At 71.8% G+C, this 17,560-nt stretch carries 15 protein-coding genes; 8 read left to right on the forward strand and 7 right to left on the reverse strand.

Annotation, left to right across the window (positions count from 1 at the left end):
• The first annotated feature begins 36 nt into the window (after nt 1-36).
• A complete protein-coding gene (locus P2T62_RS03595) occupies nt 37-1,371 on the forward strand; it encodes an ATP-binding protein (protein WP_276260123.1) in 1,335 nt (444 codons plus the stop codon).
• A 115-nt stretch (nt 1,372-1,486) separates the two neighbouring features.
• On the opposite strand, the gene P2T62_RS03600 is transcribed toward P2T62_RS03595, so the two are convergent.
• The 7 genes from P2T62_RS03600 to P2T62_RS03630 all read right to left on the reverse strand — a co-directional run bounded on the left by P2T62_RS03600 (nt 1,487) and on the right by P2T62_RS03630 (nt 9,181).
• A complete protein-coding gene (locus tag P2T62_RS03600) occupies nt 1,487-2,593 on the reverse strand; it encodes a M20 family metallopeptidase (RefSeq protein WP_276260124.1) in 1,107 nt (368 codons plus the stop codon).
• Between the two features lie 4 nt (nt 2,594-2,597).
• Complete coding sequence (gene dapF, locus P2T62_RS03605) at nt 2,598-3,557, reverse strand: diaminopimelate epimerase (RefSeq protein WP_276260125.1); 960 nt, start codon at nt 3,555-3,557, stop codon at nt 2,598-2,600.
• Between the two features lie 80 nt (nt 3,558-3,637).
• Entirely contained in the window at nt 3,638-4,951 is a 1,314-nt protein-coding gene (gene lysA, locus P2T62_RS03610; RefSeq protein ID WP_276260126.1) for a diaminopimelate decarboxylase, read from the reverse strand.
• A 309-nt stretch (nt 4,952-5,260) separates the two neighbouring features.
• Nucleotides 5,261-6,094 (reverse strand): 2,3,4,5-tetrahydropyridine-2,6-dicarboxylate N-succinyltransferase, encoded by an 834-nt coding sequence (locus tag P2T62_RS03615; RefSeq protein ID WP_276260127.1) that lies wholly within the window; start codon nt 6,092-6,094, stop codon nt 5,261-5,263.
• Nucleotides 6,091-6,873 (reverse strand): 4-hydroxy-tetrahydrodipicolinate reductase, encoded by a 783-nt coding sequence (gene dapB, locus P2T62_RS03620; RefSeq protein ID WP_276260128.1) that lies wholly within the window; start codon nt 6,871-6,873, stop codon nt 6,091-6,093. Before dapB ends, P2T62_RS03615 begins: the two co-directional genes overlap by 4 nt.
• Nucleotides 6,870-7,775, reverse strand: coding sequence for a 4-hydroxy-tetrahydrodipicolinate synthase (dapA, locus tag P2T62_RS03625; RefSeq protein ID WP_276260129.1), 906 nt, complete (start codon nt 7,773-7,775; stop codon nt 6,870-6,872). Before dapA ends, dapB begins: the two co-directional genes overlap by 4 nt.
• A 380-nt stretch (nt 7,776-8,155) precedes the next feature.
• Entirely contained in the window at nt 8,156-9,181 is a 1,026-nt protein-coding gene (locus tag P2T62_RS03630) for an ATP phosphoribosyltransferase regulatory subunit (RefSeq protein WP_276260130.1), read from the reverse strand.
• Between the two features lie 176 nt (nt 9,182-9,357).
• Here P2T62_RS03630 and P2T62_RS03635 point away from each other — a divergent pair, with 176 nt between their 5' ends.
• The 7 genes from P2T62_RS03635 (at nt 9,358) to P2T62_RS03665 (ending at nt 17,161) form a co-directional block, all read left to right on the forward strand.
• Entirely contained in the window at nt 9,358-9,858 is a 501-nt protein-coding gene (locus P2T62_RS03635) for a plastocyanin/azurin family copper-binding protein (RefSeq protein ID WP_276260131.1), read from the forward strand.
• A gap of 1 nt (nt 9,859) precedes the next feature.
• Nucleotides 9,860-11,827 (forward strand): TAT-dependent nitrous-oxide reductase, encoded by a 1,968-nt coding sequence (gene nosZ, locus P2T62_RS03640; protein ID WP_276260132.1) that lies wholly within the window; start codon nt 9,860-9,862, stop codon nt 11,825-11,827.
• 18 nt (nt 11,828-11,845) lie between these two features.
• A complete protein-coding gene (locus P2T62_RS03645) occupies nt 11,846-12,790 on the forward strand; it encodes a hypothetical protein (RefSeq protein WP_276260133.1) in 945 nt (314 codons plus the stop codon).
• 6 nt (nt 12,791-12,796) lie between these two features.
• Nucleotides 12,797-14,191: a nitrous oxide reductase family maturation protein NosD gene (gene nosD, locus P2T62_RS03650; protein WP_276260134.1), complete on the forward strand. Its 1,395-nt coding sequence runs from the start codon at nt 12,797-12,799 to the stop codon at nt 14,189-14,191.
• Complete coding sequence (locus P2T62_RS03655; protein WP_276260135.1) at nt 14,175-15,134, forward strand: ABC transporter ATP-binding protein; 960 nt, start codon at nt 14,175-14,177, stop codon at nt 15,132-15,134. The genes nosD and P2T62_RS03655 overlap by 17 nt, the downstream gene beginning before the upstream one ends.
• Nucleotides 15,131-16,096, forward strand: a complete 966-nt coding sequence (locus tag P2T62_RS03660) for an ABC transporter permease (protein ID WP_276260136.1) — start codon at nt 15,131-15,133, stop codon at nt 16,094-16,096. Before P2T62_RS03655 ends, P2T62_RS03660 begins: the two co-directional genes overlap by 4 nt.
• A gap of 78 nt (nt 16,097-16,174) precedes the next feature.
• A complete protein-coding gene (locus P2T62_RS03665) occupies nt 16,175-17,161 on the forward strand; it encodes an NAD-dependent epimerase/dehydratase family protein (protein ID WP_276260137.1) in 987 nt (328 codons plus the stop codon).
• Nucleotides 17,162-17,560: the final 399 nt, after the last annotated feature.

Consider the following 17,560-nt stretch of genomic DNA (forward strand, 5'->3'; position numbering starts at 1 on the left):
CAAGGCCCATGCCGGAATCCACCAACCTGGCCACCAATGAGCGACGTGCCCGAACGGATCACCGTCGGCGAGGGCGTCTCGCTGCCGGTGATGGACGTGCTCGCGGGGCGGGGGTTCGTCACGGGCAAGTCGGGGTCGGGGAAGTCGAACACGGCGAGCGTGCTGCTGGAGGAACTGCTGGACCTCGGGCTGCCGGTCGCCGTCATCGACACGGACGGGGAGTACTACGGGCTGAAGGAGGAGTACGAGGTCCTCCACGTCGGCGCGGACGACCGGTGTGACCTGCAGGTCGGGCCGGGCCACGCCGACCGGCTGGCGACGCTCGCCCTGGAGGAGGGCGTCCCGGTCATCGTCGACGTGTCGGGCTACCTCCGGGAGGACGACGCCCGCGAGGTCGTCGCGAGCTTCGTCCGGGCGCTGTTCCGGGCCGAGCGCGACGCCCGCACCCCCTTCCTCCTCCTCGTCGAGGAGGTCCACGAGTTCATCCCGCAGGACGGCGGCCTGGACGAGGCCGGGGAGGCCCTGGTCCGGGTCGCCAAACGCGGGCGCAAGCGGGGCCTCGGGATGGTGGGGCTCTCCCAGCGCCCCGCCGCCGTCGACAAGGACGTCATCACGCAGTGCGACTGGCTCGTCTGGCACCGTCTCACCTGGGAGAACGATACCCGGGTCGTGAAGTCGCTCCTCGGGAGCGAGGCGGCCGAGGCCGTGCGCGACCTCGACGCGGGCGAGGCGCTCCTGCAGGCCGACTGGGAAGAGGGGGTCCGGTGGGTCCGCTTCCGGCGCAAGCGGACCTTCGACGCCGGCGCCACCCCTGGCCTGGAGGACATCGAGCGCCCGGACCTGAAGAGCGTCGACGAGGCGCTCATCGCCGAACTCGCCGACGTGGACGACGCGGCCGCCGGGAGCGCCGCCGATGTCGAGGAACTCCGCGAGCAACTCGCCACGAAGGAGGCCCGCATCGAGGAGCTGGAGGCCCGGCTCGTCGAACTCGAGGGGGAAGACGCCGACTCGGGGGCGGCGGACGCGTCGGGCGAGAACGAGACCACCCCCGACGGGCCGACGGAGGACCCGCTCTGGGAGGCCGGGCGCTTGCTCGTGCATCTCGCGCGGGGCGGTGGACGCCGGGCGGCCGGCGTCGCACGGCGTGTCGCCCGTGCTCTCACGCTCCCCCGACCGGGCGGCGGCTCCCAGCAGGGGAACGGCCCTTCGACGGCAGCTCCGACGGCCCCCCCGACAGCCGGCAGTGACGCCGTCGATGCCACCGATGTCGGCGCCGCCGATTCCGCCCCGGGTACCACGATGGACGGTGACCCGGCGATGCACTACCCCACGCTCGACGACGAGGTCGGCGAGGGCGAACGCTCGGCGTAGATTCAAGTGCGAACCCGGGAGCAACGCCCCGCGTGCTCTGACGCTCGCCCGGCGCGTGGCTGCGGGTGCGTGGTGCGACGCGCGCCGGGACCGACCACAGCACCGCCTGCTCGCTCTACCCCAGTAGCGACGCGACCGCCTCGCGGACGGCGTCGGCCGCCGCGGTGACCTCCTCGCGGCGGACGTACTCCCGCTCGGCGTGTGCGACCGCTCCCGCCTCGTCCGCCAGCACGCCCGGGCCGAACACGACCGTCGGCGCGTCGGCCGCGAAGTAGGAGGCCTCCGTGGCGGCGCCGAACGGTCGGACCTCGCCACCCGACGCCGCCACCATCGCCTCGACCAGCGCCTCGTCCGGGTCGGTCGCGAACGCCTCCAGGAACGGCGTCGCGCGCTCGGTCAGCGCGAACGCGACGCCCGCACCGTGTGACTCGGCCGCCCTGAGGTGCTCGTTCAGCGCCCGCTCGAAGCCGTCGGCCGTCTCCGGCGGCACGCTCCGGCGGTCGATGCCGACCCGGACCTCGGCCGGGAGCTGGTTGATGGCCTCGCCACCCTCGACCGTCGTCGCGGTCAGCGTCGGTGCGCCGAGCTGTGGGTCCGTCCCCGGGCCGCGTTCCCTGTCGAAGGTGTCGAGCGCCTCCAGCAGCGGTGCGAGCGCCCGGAGCGCGTTCGTCCCGGACTCGGGTTCGGCGGCGTGTGCGGCCTCGCCGGTCACCGTGAGCGTCCCCTCGAACCGGCCCTTGGCAGCCGCGCAGACGTCGAGCCCGGTCGGCTCCCCGACGATGTAGCCGTCGGCCCGGAGCGGGTCGTCGCCGAACGCCAGCGCCGCGGCCCCGGCGGAGGTTGTCTCCTCGTCGGGCGTGATGGCCAGCGTCAGCCGGCCGCTGTCGACGGGTGCAGCGAGGAAGGCGTCGACGAGCGCCGCCAGCGGCCCCTTCGCGTCGCATGCGCCCCGCCCCCGGACGACCGCGCCGTCCTCGGCCGTCTCGAACGGGACGTGTGGCGGCACCGTGTCGATGTGCGTGTTCAGGACGAGATGTGGCCCCTCGCCGTCGCCCTCGCGGACGGCGAGGGTGTTGCCCGCGTCGTCGACGTGGGGGTCGGCACCGGCGTCGGCCAGCGTCGCGACCAGCAACTCGCGCATCGCGTCGGCGGACTCGTGGGACTCGGTCCGGACGGCGCGCTCGTGGAAGGCGAGCGGGTCGAAGCCGGGGGACGCGCTCACGCGTTCAGTCGCCCGCGTTGGTGCCGACGTCGGTCAGGTCGACGTCCGTCTCGGCGTCGGGGCCCACGCCCGGCTCGGGCACCTCCGCCTCGAACTCGAGGACCGCGGGACCGCGGAGGAGTGCGTCGTCGTCGGTCACGGTGACGAACAGGTCGCCGCCCGGCGGCGTCACGCGGACCGTCTCGCCGGTCCCGAGGCGACCCAGGCGGTGGGCGACCGCCGCGATGGCGACCGCGCCGGTCCCGCAGGAATCGGTCTCGCCCTCGACGCCGCGCTCGTAGGTGCGCTGGCGGAAGGCCGGGCCGTCGTCGCTCTCCGTCCGGGACGCGACGGTGACGTTGGCGCCCTCGGGGAACACGTCGGCGTGGCGGACCGCGGGTGCGACCGCCTCGAGGTCCACGTCGTCGACATCGTCGACGAACGCGACGGCGTGGGGGACGCCCGTGTTGACGGCCGTGACGGTGAGGCCCTCGACGTGTTCCTCGACGAGCGGCTCGGCCGTCCGGACCGGGACTGCCTCGGGGAGAAAGCGCGGGCGCCCCATCTCGATGGTGACCTCGTCGCCGAAGCCACGGTCGTCGCCGTGACCGCGGTTGCCGTCGTCGGGCTCCGTCCGCGCCACCACCGCGCGGCGGGTCCCGGACTGGGTGTCGATCATGACCTCGTCGCTGCCGGTTCGCTCGGCGGCCCACCGGGCCGCACAGCGCGCGCCGTTGCCGCACATGGCCGCGACCGAGCCGTCCGGCTGGACGAGCGTCATCACGACGCGCGGGGAGGCGTACTCCGTCTCGAGATGGAGGAAGAGGACGCCGTCCGCGCCGACCCGGTGGGTATCGGGATGGCTGATACCCGTCGTTCGGTCGCAGAGTACTCGCGCGAACGCCCGCCGGTCGCCGACCCGTTCGGCGGCGTCCACGATGACGAAGTCGTTGCCCGTGCCGTGGTATTTCTGGATGTGTACCATCGTGTCCTCGCGTGGGGTGACGTGCCGACCCGTGAGACCGTCTGACACGTCGTTCGTTACCGGCTAAACGGGAGACCCGCTCAAGAGTCCTCCGCTTCTGATTCTAGCCGGGTTAATTCCGCCAGCGTCTCGCGCCGCGCCGCGAGCCGGGGTTCGCCGTGTTCCACGGCCACCACCGGAGGTCGCGGCCGGGAGTTGTAGTTGCTGGCCATCTCGTAGCCGTACGCCCCGGTGTTCCCGATGGCGAGCAGGTCGCCCCGCGACGGGTCCGGCAGCGGCCGGTTCCGGGCGAGCACGTCTGCGGTCTCGCAGACCGGCCCGGAGACGTCACAGCCGACGGTGTCGCGCCGCGGGACGTCCGGCTCCAGGCTCCGTATCTCGTGGTAGGCGTCGTACATCGCCGGCCGGACGAGCGTGGTCATCCCGGCGTCGACGCCGACGACGGTGGTCTCCGGTGTCGGCTTCACGGTGTTGACGGTCGTGAGGAGGACGCCGGCGTCCGCGACGAAGTACCGACCCGGCTCGATGGCGAGCTGTGGCGGTTCGGGGGCACTCCCGTCGCCGCCGGCCACGGAATCCCGCCACCCCTCGCCGTAGGCCTCGCGCGTCGCCTCGGCGACGGCGTCCAGGTCGAGTGGTGGCTCGTCCTCACGATAGGGAACGCCGAAGCCGCCGCCGACGGCGACGAAGTCGAGCGACTCGTCCACGTCGCCCGCGAGCGCGCCCATCCGCCGGACGAGTTCGCGGTGCGCCGAGAGGTCGTCGCCGGAGATGCCGCTGCCGGCGTGGGCGTGGAGCCCGACGACCTCGAAGCCGTGCTCGAGCGCCCGCTCGACGACCTCCGCTGTTCGGTCGTAGGGGACGCCGAACTTCGGCTCCGCGCCGGTCGAGACTTTCGCGTGGTGGCCCGCCCCCACGCCCGGGTTCACGCGGACGCAGAGCCGGCCCTCGAACTCGCGCTCGGCGACCCGGTTCAGCGTATCCATCGCGCCCACGGTCAGGACCATCTCGTCCGCGGCATCCAGCCCGCAGACGTAATCGAGGTCCCGGGGCGGCGGGTTGACCGCGGTGTACCGGACCCGGCTCGCGGGGAAGCCGGCCGCCAGCGACCGCTGCACCTCACCCGCCGCAGCACACTCGGCCCCGACCCCGCGGTTCGCGAGCGTCTCGAGCACCGGCCGCGTGGTGTTGGCCTTCACCGCGTAGCTCAGGTCCGCGTCCGGGAACGCCGACCGCAACCGCGAGGCGTTGGCCTTCACGCGGTCGAGGTCCTCGACATAGAGCGGCGTCTCGAACTCGTCGGCGAGGTCCCGGAGCGGCTCGGCCGGCCAGTCCGACAGGCGCCGGACGGCCGGATTATCCGTCGAGGCGGGCCAGCCCTCGCCGTCAGGCATCGCTCTCACCTCTCCAGCCAGTGATGTCGCCCGGTGCGACAGAAGATATCCTGGTGGACTGGAAGGGCGAGCGCTGTGAGCCGAGCGGAAGCGAGGCGAACGACGGAAGTCGCAGCCCGCGAAGGGAACGGAGCGACCGAGCAGGACCGTCTTCCGGACCTCGACGAAGCACGCCGACGCAAGCACTGCAGGCCGAGCGGAGCGAGGCCGAAGCGCGCACCGAGGCGCGCGAGTCGAGAGCGCGAGGGCTTCCGAGGAGTCGTCGGCTGTCGTCGCTGTTCCGTTCTCGTGATAGCATACGTACTTCTCTCAGTTGTCCCGCAGTGCGTCTTCCCGCTCGGTCGCCTCCAGCGTCGACTCCTCGACGTGGGTGGCCACGACGGCGGGCTTGTACGCGCCACCGTCGAACAGGTCGTGTTCGCCGACGCTGGACTCGACGTAGCGGATGAACGCACGCCGCTCCGGCGGCAGCCGGCCGTAGATGACCTCCTCCTCGACGAGGTCGTAGACCGGGATCCGCGGCGTGAGCAGCGTGTTCTCGCCGACGACGCTGTTCTCACCGACCTCGAAGCCGGAGGTGACCCGACAGCCCGCGCCCAGCGAGACACCGTCCTCGACGACGACCGGCTCGGCCTCGACGGGTTCGAGGACGCCGCCGATGAGCGTGTTCGCGCCGAGTTTCACGTCGTGGCCGATCTGTGCACAGGAGCCGACCGTGTCACAGGAGTCGACGAGCGTCCCGTCGCCGACGTACGCGCCGATGTTGACGAACGCGGGCGACATCATGATGGCGTCGGCACCGACGTAGGCGCCCCGGCGGACGACGGTGCCGGTCGGGGTGTTCCGGGTCCCGCGTTCGGGGAGGTCGCCGGTCTCGCGCAGCGGCAGCACGTCGTGGTAGGTGACGCCGCCGTGCTCGTAGGCCTGGATGTCGCGCAGGCCGAAGTTGAGCAGGATGCCGCGCTTGACCCACTCGTTCGCCTCCCAGCCGTCGTCGCCCGGTTCGGCCGCGCGGATCTCGCCCGCATCGAGCGCGTCGAGGAAGGCCTCCAGCGTGTCCAGTTCCTCGGTCCCGACCTCGTCGACGTTGCCAGCATCGTAGCGCTCGGCCAGTTCCGTCACGTCCGCTTCCAGCGTGCTCATACGCCGTCGTCACCCCCGTCCCCGATAACGTCCCCGAACTCGTACCAGCCGGCCTCGCGCCCGGCGAGCCACTCGGCGGCGTCGACGGCGCCGGCGGCGAAGACGCCGCGGGACTCGGCACGGTGGGTGAGGCTCAGCACCTCGTCGTTGTCGGCGAACATGACCTCGTGCTCCCCGCGGACGGTGCCCGCGCGGCGGACGTGGACGCCCACCTGACCGGGTTCGCGCGGGTCCTCGCCCTCGCGGCCGTACGTGCGGTCGAGCGCGTCCTCGCGCGCGTCGTCGAGTTCGTCGAGCAGCGTGTTCGCGGTGCCGCTCGGCGCGTCGCGCTTCCCGTTGTGGTGGGTCTCCGTGAGTTCCACGTCGTAGTCCGGGAGCGCGGTCGCCGCCTCGCGAACGACGTTCAGGAGCGCCTGCACCCCCCTGGCGAAGTTGGAGGCCTTCAGCACGGGCACGGAGTCGGCGGCCTCGCGGAGCGCGGCGGTCCCCTCGCTGTTGAAGCCGGTCGTCCCGACGACCGCCGGGACGCCCGCCGCGGCGGCCGCCGAGAGGTACTCCGCGCTGGCGACAGGGACCGTGAAGTCGACGAGGACGGCGTCGCCGCTCGCCGCCGCCTCATCCAGGAGCGCGGGCAGGTCCTCGGCCGGCCGCAGGTCGGCTCCCGCGATGGTGCCCGAGGGCTCGCGCGAGACTGGCACCAGGTCGTGGCCGCGCTCGGCGACCTCGCGGGCGACCTCGCCGCCGGTCCGGCCGGTCGCACCGGTGACGACGACCCTCATGCTTCGGCGTCGGCCGCGGCGGCTTCGAGGTCGGCCAGCACCTCGCGGAGGTGGTCGCGGTTCGGCTCGCTCAGGTACGACAGCGGCGAGCGCATCGTCCGCGGGTGGTGGCCCCGCATCTCCATGGCCTCCTTGATGGGGATGGGGTTGGTCTCGACGAACAGCGCGCGGAACAGCGGCCCCAGTTCGTAGTGGAGTTCGCGGGCGCGGTCCATCTCGTCGGCGAGTGCGGCGTGGACCATCTCCACCGTGCGCTCGGGCTCGACGTTCGCGGCGACGCTGATACAGCCGGTGCCGCCGGTCGCGACGACGGGCAGGGTCATCCCATCGTCGCCCGACAGGACGGTGAAGTTCTCCGTCCGCGTGCGCTCGATGACCTCGCAGATGCGGCCCATGTCGCCGCTGGCGGCCTTGTAGCCGACGACGTTCTCGTGCTCGGCGAGGTTGACCGCGGTCTCGACGGCGATGTTGCGCCCGGTCCGGCCGGGGACGTTGTAGATGATCTGCGGGAGGTCCACCTCGTCGGCGACGGTGCGGAAGTGGCGCTCCATCCCGGCCGGTTCGGGGATGTTGTAGTACGGCGAGATGAGCAGCAGCGCGTCGGCGCCCGCGGCGGCGGCGCGCCGGGAGAGGTCAAGCGCCTCGCGGGTGTTGTTCGAGCCGCTGCCCGCGATGACGGGCACGTCGTCGACGGCGTCGACGACCGCCTCGACGACCTCGATGTGCTCCTCGTGGGTCATCGTCGCGGACTCGCCGGTCGTCCCGACCGGGACGACGCCGTCGACGCCCGCCTCCTCCAGTCGTCGGGCGTTCTCGCGGAGTGTCTCGAAGTCGATGCTCTCGTCCTCGTGGAACGGCGTCGTCATCGCGGGGTAGACGCCGTCGAACGTGTCGTGGGTCATTGGTGTGGGGTGTGTCGTGGTTCGCGTGTCACGGGCCGGCGCGTCGTCGGGTGACGCGGTCGGCCGTGTGACCGTTCGTGGGGGAGCGTCGGAGTCGCTCCGGGAAGTACGTTGGTAGTTCGTGCGACCGGAACCGGCCCGGGACGGGGTGCCAATCCGCCGCGAGCCGTCACTGGCGCTTCTTGCGCTTGCGCTTCCCGGTCGGCGAGAAGTGACGGGCGGCCGCGCCGCTCGGAGCCGTGTGGACCCGAGTGGACGCGCGCCGTCGCATACGCGAACCGTCCGGAGCCGAGAACTTAGCCGTTACGTCCTGTCGCCGGGGGCGGCGCGGGTGGCTCGCCGCACGGACGCCCGTGAGTGTCGGCACATGGACGCTTCACCTACTCCGCCCGCGAGCACAGGTGCGCGAGCGCGGGATGGTCGATCTCCAGCCCGACGGCGGGGAGTGTATCACCGCCGGCCGCCCCGACGAGGCCGTCGATCCGGCCGCCCCGGATGACCGGCGGGTGGTCGTCGCCAGCCGCGGCGACTCGGAACGTGGGGCCGGTGTAGTACGGTTGCTCCGGAAGGTCGGATAGCGACACCGCGACCCGATCGGCCGTGTCGGGGTCGACAGCGTCGATGACGGTCCGGAACGCCTCGATCGACGCTGCGACGGCGTCGGAACCGGTCAGGTCCGCCAGCACGTCCAGGTCCTCTGCCCCGAGCCCCAGTAGTTCGGAGACCGTGTCCGCCTGGCCGTAGTTCATGCCGGCATCGACGAGCGCGTCGTGGTACGCCTCGGTGCCGGGGTCGTGGGTCGCCGTGGCCGACAGCGCGGCTGCCGTCTCGATCTCGCCGCCGAACGCGTCGAAGACCGCCGAGAGCACCCCACGGTGCGAGACGCGTACCGTCGCATCGTCCGGCCCCAGCCCGCATCCCGCGAGTACCGCCCCCGCGAGCGACAGCAGCTCGGCGTCGGAGGAGCCGCCCGAACCGACGCGGATGGCCGCCGTGCGGTGGAACTCGCGGCGGCCGTCCGGGCGGACGCCGGCGGCACGCCAGCAGGGCCCCGTCGCCCGCCATCGGGCCGACGACCCCAACCCGTCCGTGTCTTCGCGCGCAACCGCGCGGGCGAGGGTCCTGGTACGTTCCGGAACCAGTACCGTGGCGTCCCCGCCGCGTTCGCCGTCGCGGGCGCTCCCCACGTGGCTGTCGGCTTCGTGCTCCTCGTCGGCCGATACGTCCGCCGGGTCCACGATTCGGAGCAGCCCGTCGCGGTCCTGGGCGGCGTACCGGCTCGCGGGCGCCAGCGTCCGGGTGTCGACCGATCGGAACCCGTGCCGGCGCGTCACCGTCTCCACCGTCTGCCGGACGCCGCGTGCGTGCGTCGCCTCGCTCGCCTCCGTCGTGTCGAGGTCGGTCATGGCTATGTGGCGACGGGTCGTCCGGGGGTCCGCCCCGGGTTCGACCGTCATCCGGGGACGCTCCCTCGACACGTAAAAAGGAATACCCGAATCGGTTCGTCCCCCCTTCCCGGCCACTGGGCCCCGTCTGGCCGGTATATGCGTCCGACGGGCCGACAGCCACGTGTGAGCCAACCATGACGACACGGAGAACGCTGATCCGGAGTCTGGGTGCAGTGACCGCCGTCGGCCTCGCCGGCTGTACGTCCGGCGACGGCAGCGACGGCGATACCGGCGGTGACGGTGGCGGCGGTGGTGATGGCGGCAGCGACGGCAGCGACGGCGGTAGCGGCGACGAGTGGGTGCAGACGGACACCGTCGACATGACCGACGAGCTGGTCTACGACCCGCCGAAGGTCGAGGTCGAGGCCGGCACGACGCTCACGTTCGAGAACGCCGGCAGTATCGGCCACACCGTGACCGCCTACGAGGACAAGATCCCCGACGGGGCGTCGTACTTCGCGTCGGGGGGCTACGACTCCGAGCAGGCCGCCAAGGACGCGTACAACGAGAACCAGGGCGGCAACGTCCCCGAGGGCGAGACCTACGAGGTCACGCTGGAGACGACCGGGACGTACGAGTACTACTGCATCCCGCACGAGATGAACGGGATGGTCGGCGAGATCAAGGTGATCTGAGATGTCCACCGACGAACTCCGCGACCCGAACGAGGTGATCGAGGAGTACGAACAGCGGCTCGACGACGTGCTGGCGGAGGTCGACGAGCCGGTTCCCGGCACGGGCGAGGAGCCGGTGGTGTCGCTGGACCTGCCGAACCTGTCGCTGAACCGGCGGGACTTCATGAAGGCCGGCGCGGCCGCCGGCGCGATGGGGGCGCTGGCCGGCTGTTCGGACATGGCCCCGGGCGGTGGCGGCGGTGGCGGCGGCGCGAGCGGGTCGGCGCCCGACCACAGGGTCGCGCCGGGCGAGCACGACGAGTACTACGGCTTCTGGTCCGGTGGCCACTCCGGTGAGCTCCGTATCGTCGGCATCCCGTCGATGCGCGAGCTGACCCGCATCCCCGTGTTCAACACGGACTGTGCCACCGGCTACGGCTACACCGACGGCTCGAAGGAGCTGCTGGAGGAAGGTGGCGACTACACCTGGGGTGACAACCACCACCCGAACCTCTCGGAGACGGACGGGGACTACGACGGGGAGTACCTCTACGTCAACGACAAGGCCAACGGCCGCATCGCCCGGGTGAACCTGACGTACTTCGAGACGGACGCCATCACGGACGTCCCCAACATGCAGGCCGTCCACGGCTGCTGTGTCCTCTCCCCGGACACGAAGTACGTCCTCGGGAACGGGGAGTTCCGGGCACCGCTCCCCAACGACGGCCGCGACCTGGACGACCCCGACGCGTACACGTCGCTGTTCGTCGCGGTCGACCCGGAGTCGATGGAGACGCAGTGGCAGGTGAAGGTCGACGGCAACCTCGACATCGTCGACAGCGGCAAGGAGGGCCGCTGGGCCATCGCCTCCGCGTACAACAGCGAGGAGGCGACCACCATCTCCGGGATGACGAAGGACGACCGCGACGACGTGAAGGCGTTCGACATCCCGGCCATCGAGCAGGCCGTCGAGAACGGCGACTACGAGGAGGTCAACGGCGTGCCGGTCGTCGACGGCACGAAGGAGAGCCCGCTCAACAGCGGTGACCGGCCCGTCGTGAAGTACATCCCGACGCCGAAGAGCCCGCACTGTGTCGAGGTGGGGCCGAACGGCGACTACGCGTTCGTCGCCGGGAAGCTCTCGCCGACGGTGACGATGATCGACATCGGCGCGCTGAGCGAATCCTCGGACCCGTCCGAGGTCGTCGCCGGCCGGCCGAAGGTGGGCCTCGGGCCGCTCCACACCACCTTCGACGGCAACGGCCACGCCTACACCTCGCTGTTCATCGACTCGCAGGTCGCGAAGTGGGACATCCAGGCCGCCGTCGACGCCGAGCCGGGCTCCGAGGACCCCGTGCTTGAGAAGCAGGACGTCCATTACAACCCTGGCCACATCCAGGCGCTGGAGGCGATGTCGACCGACCCGGACGGGGAGTGGCTGGTCTGTCTCAACAAGCTGTCCAAGGACCGGTTCCTGCCCGTCGGGCCGACGATGCCGGACAACGACCAGCTCATCCACATCGGCCAGGGCGAGACGTCGATGGAGCTGGTCGCCGACCACCCGGCGTACCCGGAGCCCCACGACTGCGTCTTCGCCCACCGCGACAAGATCGACGCCAGGAAGGTGTACGACCCGGCGGACTACGACGAGGAGTTCGTCGAGGAGGGCGAGACCGGCGTCGAGCGGACCGGCGAGAACAGCGTCCACGTCAGGATGATCACCAAGCGGTCCGAGTACGGCCTCCCGGACTTCACGGTCCAGGAGGGCGACGAGGTGACCCTGACGGCGACCAACATCGAGAGCGTGCAGGACATCGTCCACGGCGTCGCCATCCCGGAGCACGACATCAACTTCGGGGTGCCGCCGCAGGACACCGAGGAGGTCACGTTCACGGCCGACGAGCCCGGTGTCTACTGGATCTACTGCACGTTCTTCTGCTCGGCGCTGCACCTGGAGATGCGCAGCCGGATGCTCGTCGAGCCCGCCTGAACACAGAGGTGACAACCCATGCAACGACCGACCCTCGACGACTTCACCGAGGTCCGGCGGGCACTCCCCATGGCAGCCGCGGTGCTGTTCGTCGCCGCGCTGGCGTTCCCGATGTGGCGCATCAGCGTCCACGCCGTCCAGTACCCGAGCACGGTACTGCAGGTGGAGCTGTACGCGTACCCCCGGATCGCGGGCGACTACACGGAGATGGCCCGGCTGAACCACTACATCGGGTTCTACTTCCCGGATCCGGTGTTCGTCGAGCCGAACTACCCCGTCCAGGACGGCGCCATCGAGGTGCCCGAGTGGTCGCTGGGGCCGGCCGCGTTCGTGCTCGTCTCGCTGCTGTCGGTGTTCGTCGCGGTCGCGCCGACGGCGACGAAGCTCAAGCGCGGGCTGACCTACCAGCTCGTCGGCACCGTCACCGTCTTCGCCGTGCTGCTGGCGGACATCCAGTACCGGCTCTACCAGGCCGGCCACACGCTGGACCCGGACGCCCCGGTGATGGGCGTCGACGGGTTCACCCCGCCGCTGTGGGGCCGCTACGAGGTCGCCAACATCACGAGCTACTCCCGGTTCGGCCTCGGCGCCTACATGGCGATGGCCGCCGTCGCGCTGCTCGCGGTGGCGTTCTACTACCGCGACACGGCCGTCGGGCTGGGTGACCTCCCCGTCCGCGTTCGGGACCGGCTCGCGGCCATCCGCGAGCGGCTGCCCGGCGGCTCCGACCAGATGCCAGACGAGGTCGCACGCGACGGCTCCGAGGAGGTGTCCGGAGGCCCGGACGAGGTGCCGACCGACAGCGGCGTCACGGGCGATGGCGGCGTCACGAGCGACGTGACGGGAGACACGACCGACGACGGCGTATCGACCGACCACGCACCGAACGACCGCCCATCGACCGACCACGCACCGAACGACCGCCCATCGACCGACCCAGCCGAGACGACGACAACGGACTGACACACGATGTTCGATTCCACCGCGCTGGAGCGTGCGTTCGCCGTCGCGACAGCGGTCGCGCTGGTCTGTTCGCTGGGGGCGGCGACCGCCGTCGCTCCCGGCTCGTCGGCCCCGGAGCGCTCGGCCCCAGGGTTCGACCCGTCCGTGCCCGACACGGACGCGTTCGCGGCGCCGACGGCGGACGGCGTCGCGACCGTCGACGGCGAATCGTACAGTGACCTCCAGCGCGCCGTCGCGGCGGCCGATCCGGGGGAGACGGTGGCCGTCGACGGCCGCCTCGACGGGCGGGTCGTCGTCCGGACACCGAACATCACCATCGCGGGGAGCGGCGTCGACGCGGCGCTCCTCCACGGCCCCGGTGAGGGCGACGTGCTCACCATCCGGGCGCCCGGCGTGACGGTCCGTGACCTCTGGATTCGCAACAGTGGCCTCGATGCCTCGGGCAACGACGCTGCCGTGTTCGTCAACGCCAGCGATGTCACGGTCCGGGACAGCCGGATCACGGCGGCCACGTTCGGCGTCTGGCTGAACGGCGTCACCGGCGCCCACGTGGAGAACACGACCATCGTCGGCCGGTCGAGCGTGGCCGACCGCTCGAACCGCGGCAACGGCATCCAGGTCTGGAACACCGAGGACAGCGTGCTCCGGAACAACGACGTGACCGCGGCCCGCGATGGCCTCTACTACAACTGGGCGTCGAACGTGACCGCGACGAGCAACCGGCTGTGGGACCTCCGCTACGGGGTCCACTACATGTACTCCGACGACAGCCGGCTCGCCGACAACGTCGCGTTCGACAACGACGTCGGCTACGCGCTGATGGTCTCCAAGCGCCTGACCATCGAGGACAACGTCGCGGTCAACAACACAGGCCGGTCCGGGCATGGCATCCTCCTCAAGAGCATCGACGACACCGAGGTCCGCGGCAATCACTTCGTCGAGAACGACAACGGGGTGTTCATGTACAACTCCGTGAGCAACACGCTGGCGGACAACCTGCTCGCCGGCAACGACATCGGCGTCCACATCACCGCCGGCAGCACCGAGGAGTCCGTGTACGGGAACAGTTTCGTCCGGAACGACCGGCCGGTCCTGGCGGTGATGGAGGAGCAGGTGTACTGGAACGGGAGTGCCGGCAACTACTGGTCCGGCGCGGACCCGGTCGACCTCGACGACGACGGGGTCGGGGAGACCCGCTACCAGCCCGCCGGGGCGGTCCAGCAGGTGACCGCCAGGCAGCCGGCGACCCGGGTGTTCGCGGCCAGCCCGGCGTTCGACGCCGTCCGGCTGGCCGAGTCGACCGTGCCGGTCGTCGAGTCGCCGGGGATCGTCGACAGCCGGCCGCTCACCGAACCGCCACACGAGGACTGGAGGGAGTACTACGATGATCGAGATAACTGACGTTTCGGCGGCGTACGGCAACGTGCAGGCGCTCGACGGGGTCTCGCTGTCGGTCGGCCGCGGCGAGGCCGTCGGCGTCTTCGGCACCAACGGGGCCGGGAAGACGACCCTGTTCAAGCTCCTGACCGGGCTGAACCGGCCCGACGAGGGAACGGTGCGCGTCGCCGGCGCCGACCCGGCCGACGGGAACCGCGTCCGGGAGCTGGTTCGGTACCTCCCCGAACACGCGGGGTTTCCGGCGAACCTGACCGGGCGCGAGGTGCTGCGGTTCCACGCCCGCGTCCGGGGGGTCCCGGCCGACGACCGGGCCCATCACGTCCGGCGGATCCTCGCGACGGTCGGGCTCGGCGACGCCGCCGACCGCCGGGTGGGCGGCTACTCCAACGGGATGAACCGCCGGCTCGGCCTCGGGACGGCGCTCGTCGGCGAGCCCGCGGTCCTCATCCTCGACGAGCCGACCGCGGGGCTCGACCCGGACGGCATCACCGCGTTCCACGACGTCGTCGGCGGGCTCGCCGACCGGACGGACGTGACCGTCCTGTTCTCCTCGCACGCGCTGTCGGAGATCGAGCGGCTCTGCGACCGGGCGGTCGTCATGAACGACGGGCGGGTGGCGGTCGACGGGCCGGTCGAGACGCTCCGGCGGTCCGGGGAGACGGTCACCGTCTCGCTCGGCCTCCCGGACCCGGAGGCCGCCGCCGATGCCGCCCGGCTGCTCCGGGAGCACGCGGCCGTGACGGCCGTCTCACAGCGCGGGACGCGGGTGACCGCCGACTGCCCGCCGGACGCGGCGTACGACGCGCTGGTCGCCGTCGGGGAGGCCCACCCGCTCGAACGGTTCGAGGTGACCGAGCCCGGGCTGGAGGCCGCGTTCTACGAGGCCGTCGGCGAGGGGGGCGACGGCCCTGACCGGGCTGCCGATACCGGGGGTGAGACGGCATGACAGACGCGGAACGGAGTCCCCCGGCCGACGACGCCGCACCCACCGCCGGCGACCCCTCGCCGGACGGCGGTGTCGCGGCGTCGGGTGCGGCGGCGACCGGAACCGCGGATGCGGCAGCGACCGGGGAGCCGTCCGGGGAAGCGTCCGACGGGTGGCTCCCCGGGGGTGGCGCGCTCGCGGCGGTCGCCACCCGGGAGTACCGTATCCTCGTCCGGAGCCGGTGGGCGGTCGGGCTCGTCGCCCTGTTCGGGCTGTTCACGGTCGCGGTGGTCCGGTTCGGCGGCTCGGCGGTCGGGCCGGGCCGGGTCGACGCCGTCGTCGCGACGGTCGTCGAACTGGGGGTCTATCTCGTACCGCTGGCGGCGGTCGCGGTCGGCTACGACACGGTCGTCGGGGCCGACGAGCGCGGGTCGCTGGAACTGCTGCTCGCGCTACCCGTCTCGCGCGGCGGGCTCCTGGTCGGGCGCTTCGCCGGTCGCGCGGCGGTGCTCGGCGGTGCCACGCTGGTGGGCTTCCTCCCCGGCGGGCTGCTGCTGGCGCTGACGCTCGGGGCGGGCGGCCTCGGCGCGTACGCCGTCGTCGCGCTCGCCGCTGTCGCGCTGGGCTGGGCCGTGCTCGCCGTCGCCACGCTGGTCTCGACGGTGGCCGCCGAGAAGACCCACGCGCTGGGGCTCTCGCTGGCCGTCTGGCTCTGGGTCGTCCTGCTGCACGACCTGGTCGCGTTCGCGGCCGTCGCCGGCCTCGACCTGGGGTCGCGGGCGGTCGCCGTGGCCGTGCTGCTCAACCCGGCTGACTGCTTCCGGGTGCTGGCGCTCTCGCAGGTCGACGTCGTCGCTGGCGGCTTCGGGAGCGTGATGGCGTCGGCCGGGCTCTCGGTGCCGGTCGTCGCCGCCGCGCTCGCCGGCTGGGTCGTCGTGCCGGCCGTCGTCGCCGCCCGGCTGCTCGGGCGCCGCCGGGTCTGAATCCCGGGGCCGCGAGCCGACGCTCGCACTCCTCCCGGCCGTCGAAACCCACATGCCGGCGCCCCGTGTCCAGCCGGTATGACCGACGCCGACGCGCTCGTCATCGGTGGCTCCCGCTTCATCGGCCGCCACACCGTCCAGGCCCTCCGCGACGAGGGATACGAGGTGACGACGTTCAACCGCGGCAACCGCGACTCGCCGTTCGGGGACGCGGTCGGCCACGTCGAGGGCGACCGGCGACAGGACGACGACCTCCGGGCGGCGCGCGACGCCGTCGACCCGGACGTCGTCGTGGACTGCGTCGCCTACTACCCCCGCGACGTCGAGGTCGCCTGCGAGGTGTTCGCGGACGTCGACGCCTACGTCTTCATCTCCTCGGGCGCGGCCTACGGTGCCGAGCGCATCCCCAAGCGCGAGGGCGAGACGCCGCTCCACCCCTGTACCGACGAGCAGGCGACCGACGACACGTGGGACACCTACGGCAACCGCAAGGCCGAGGCCGACCGTCGACTGTTCGCGGCGGCCGAGCGCGGCGTGAACGCGATGAGCCTGCGCCCGCCCATCGTCTACGGTCCCTACGACTACACCGAGCGGTTCGACTACTGGGTCGACCGCGTCGACGGCTACGACCGCGTCCTCGTGCCCGGGGACGGGACCAACCTCCGCCACCTCGTCTACGTCGAGGACGTGGCCGACGCCGTCCTGACGCTCATCGACCGCGGCGAGCCGGGCGAGGCGTACAACTGCGGCGACGACCACCTCCCCGTGCTGGGCGAGTGGGTCGACCTCGTCGCGGACGCGTGCGACTCGCACCCCGAGGTCGTCACGGCCGGCGAGCGCGAACTCGAGGCGGGCGACCTGACCCACGAGGACTTCCCGCTCTACCGCCCGTATCCGCACGTGCTCGACACGACGAAACTCCGGGCGCTGGGCTGGCGGTCGACCCCCCACGAGGAGGCCGTCGCGGCGACGGTCGAGCACGTCCGCGAGCGCGGGTTCGAGGGCGAGCGGGGGCCCTCGCGGGAGGACGAGGAGCGGGTGCTGGATATCCTGGAGACGATGTAGGACAGGGCTGCTGGAGGAATCGCGCTCTCACGGTACTGACGACAGTGACGAGAAGAACCGGTACGAAGCCCTCGCGCTCTCTCACAACCCTGCTAGTGACAGAGCCCCCTACGAAGCCCTCGCGCTCTCGACCGGCCGCGCCTCGCTGTCGTTCGAGAGAGCGAAGCTCTCTCGTGATGACGAGAGACGCCGCAGGCGTCTCTCGAACCACGCTCCTCGCCTCGCTCCGCTCGGCTGCGGTGCTTGCGTCGTCGGGGCCGGGTCGAGAGCGCTCGCCTTCCGGCAGAGCAAGCTCTGCCGACGTTCGCCTCGCTTCGCTCGGCTCACCTTCGAGTCCGCCAGAGGGGTTGTGTTTCGGGTCGAGCGACGCTCGTGGTGGTTCCAGCGGAGCGCTCGTGT

Source organism: Haloglomus litoreum, assembly GCF_029338515.1.
Classification (GTDB): Archaea; Halobacteriota; Halobacteria; order Halobacteriales; family Haloarculaceae; genus Haloglomus; species Haloglomus litoreum.

Bases quoted from the DNA above. Each gene is read 5' to 3' on its own strand.
- P2T62_RS03595 (WP_276260123.1), top strand. From the start codon at position 37: ATGAGCGACGTGCCCGAACGGATCACCGTCGGCGAGGGCGTCTCGCTG.
- dapF (WP_276260125.1), bottom strand. From the start codon at position 3,557: ATGGTACACATCCAGAAATACCACGGCACGGGCAACGACTTCGTCATC.
- lysA (WP_276260126.1), bottom strand. From the start codon at position 4,951: ATGCCTGACGGCGAGGGCTGGCCCGCCTCGACGGATAATCCGGCCGTC.
- P2T62_RS03615 (WP_276260127.1), bottom strand. From the start codon at position 6,094: ATGAGCACGCTGGAAGCGGACGTGACGGAACTGGCCGAGCGCTACGAT.
- dapB (WP_276260128.1), bottom strand. From the start codon at position 6,873: ATGAGGGTCGTCGTCACCGGTGCGACCGGCCGGACCGGCGGCGAGGTC.
- dapA (WP_276260129.1), bottom strand. From the start codon at position 7,775: ATGACCCACGACACGTTCGACGGCGTCTACCCCGCGATGACGACGCCG.
- P2T62_RS03630 (WP_276260130.1), bottom strand. From the start codon at position 9,181: ATGACCGACCTCGACACGACGGAGGCGAGCGAGGCGACGCACGCACGC.
- P2T62_RS03635 (WP_276260131.1), top strand. From the start codon at position 9,358: ATGACGACACGGAGAACGCTGATCCGGAGTCTGGGTGCAGTGACCGCC.
- nosZ (WP_276260132.1), top strand. From the start codon at position 9,860: ATGTCCACCGACGAACTCCGCGACCCGAACGAGGTGATCGAGGAGTAC.
- P2T62_RS03645 (WP_276260133.1), top strand. From the start codon at position 11,846: ATGCAACGACCGACCCTCGACGACTTCACCGAGGTCCGGCGGGCACTC.
- nosD (WP_276260134.1), top strand. From the start codon at position 12,797: ATGTTCGATTCCACCGCGCTGGAGCGTGCGTTCGCCGTCGCGACAGCG.
- P2T62_RS03655 (WP_276260135.1), top strand. From the start codon at position 14,175: ATGATCGAGATAACTGACGTTTCGGCGGCGTACGGCAACGTGCAGGCG.
- P2T62_RS03660 (WP_276260136.1), top strand. From the start codon at position 15,131: ATGACAGACGCGGAACGGAGTCCCCCGGCCGACGACGCCGCACCCACC.
- P2T62_RS03665 (WP_276260137.1), top strand. From the start codon at position 16,175: ATGACCGACGCCGACGCGCTCGTCATCGGTGGCTCCCGCTTCATCGGC.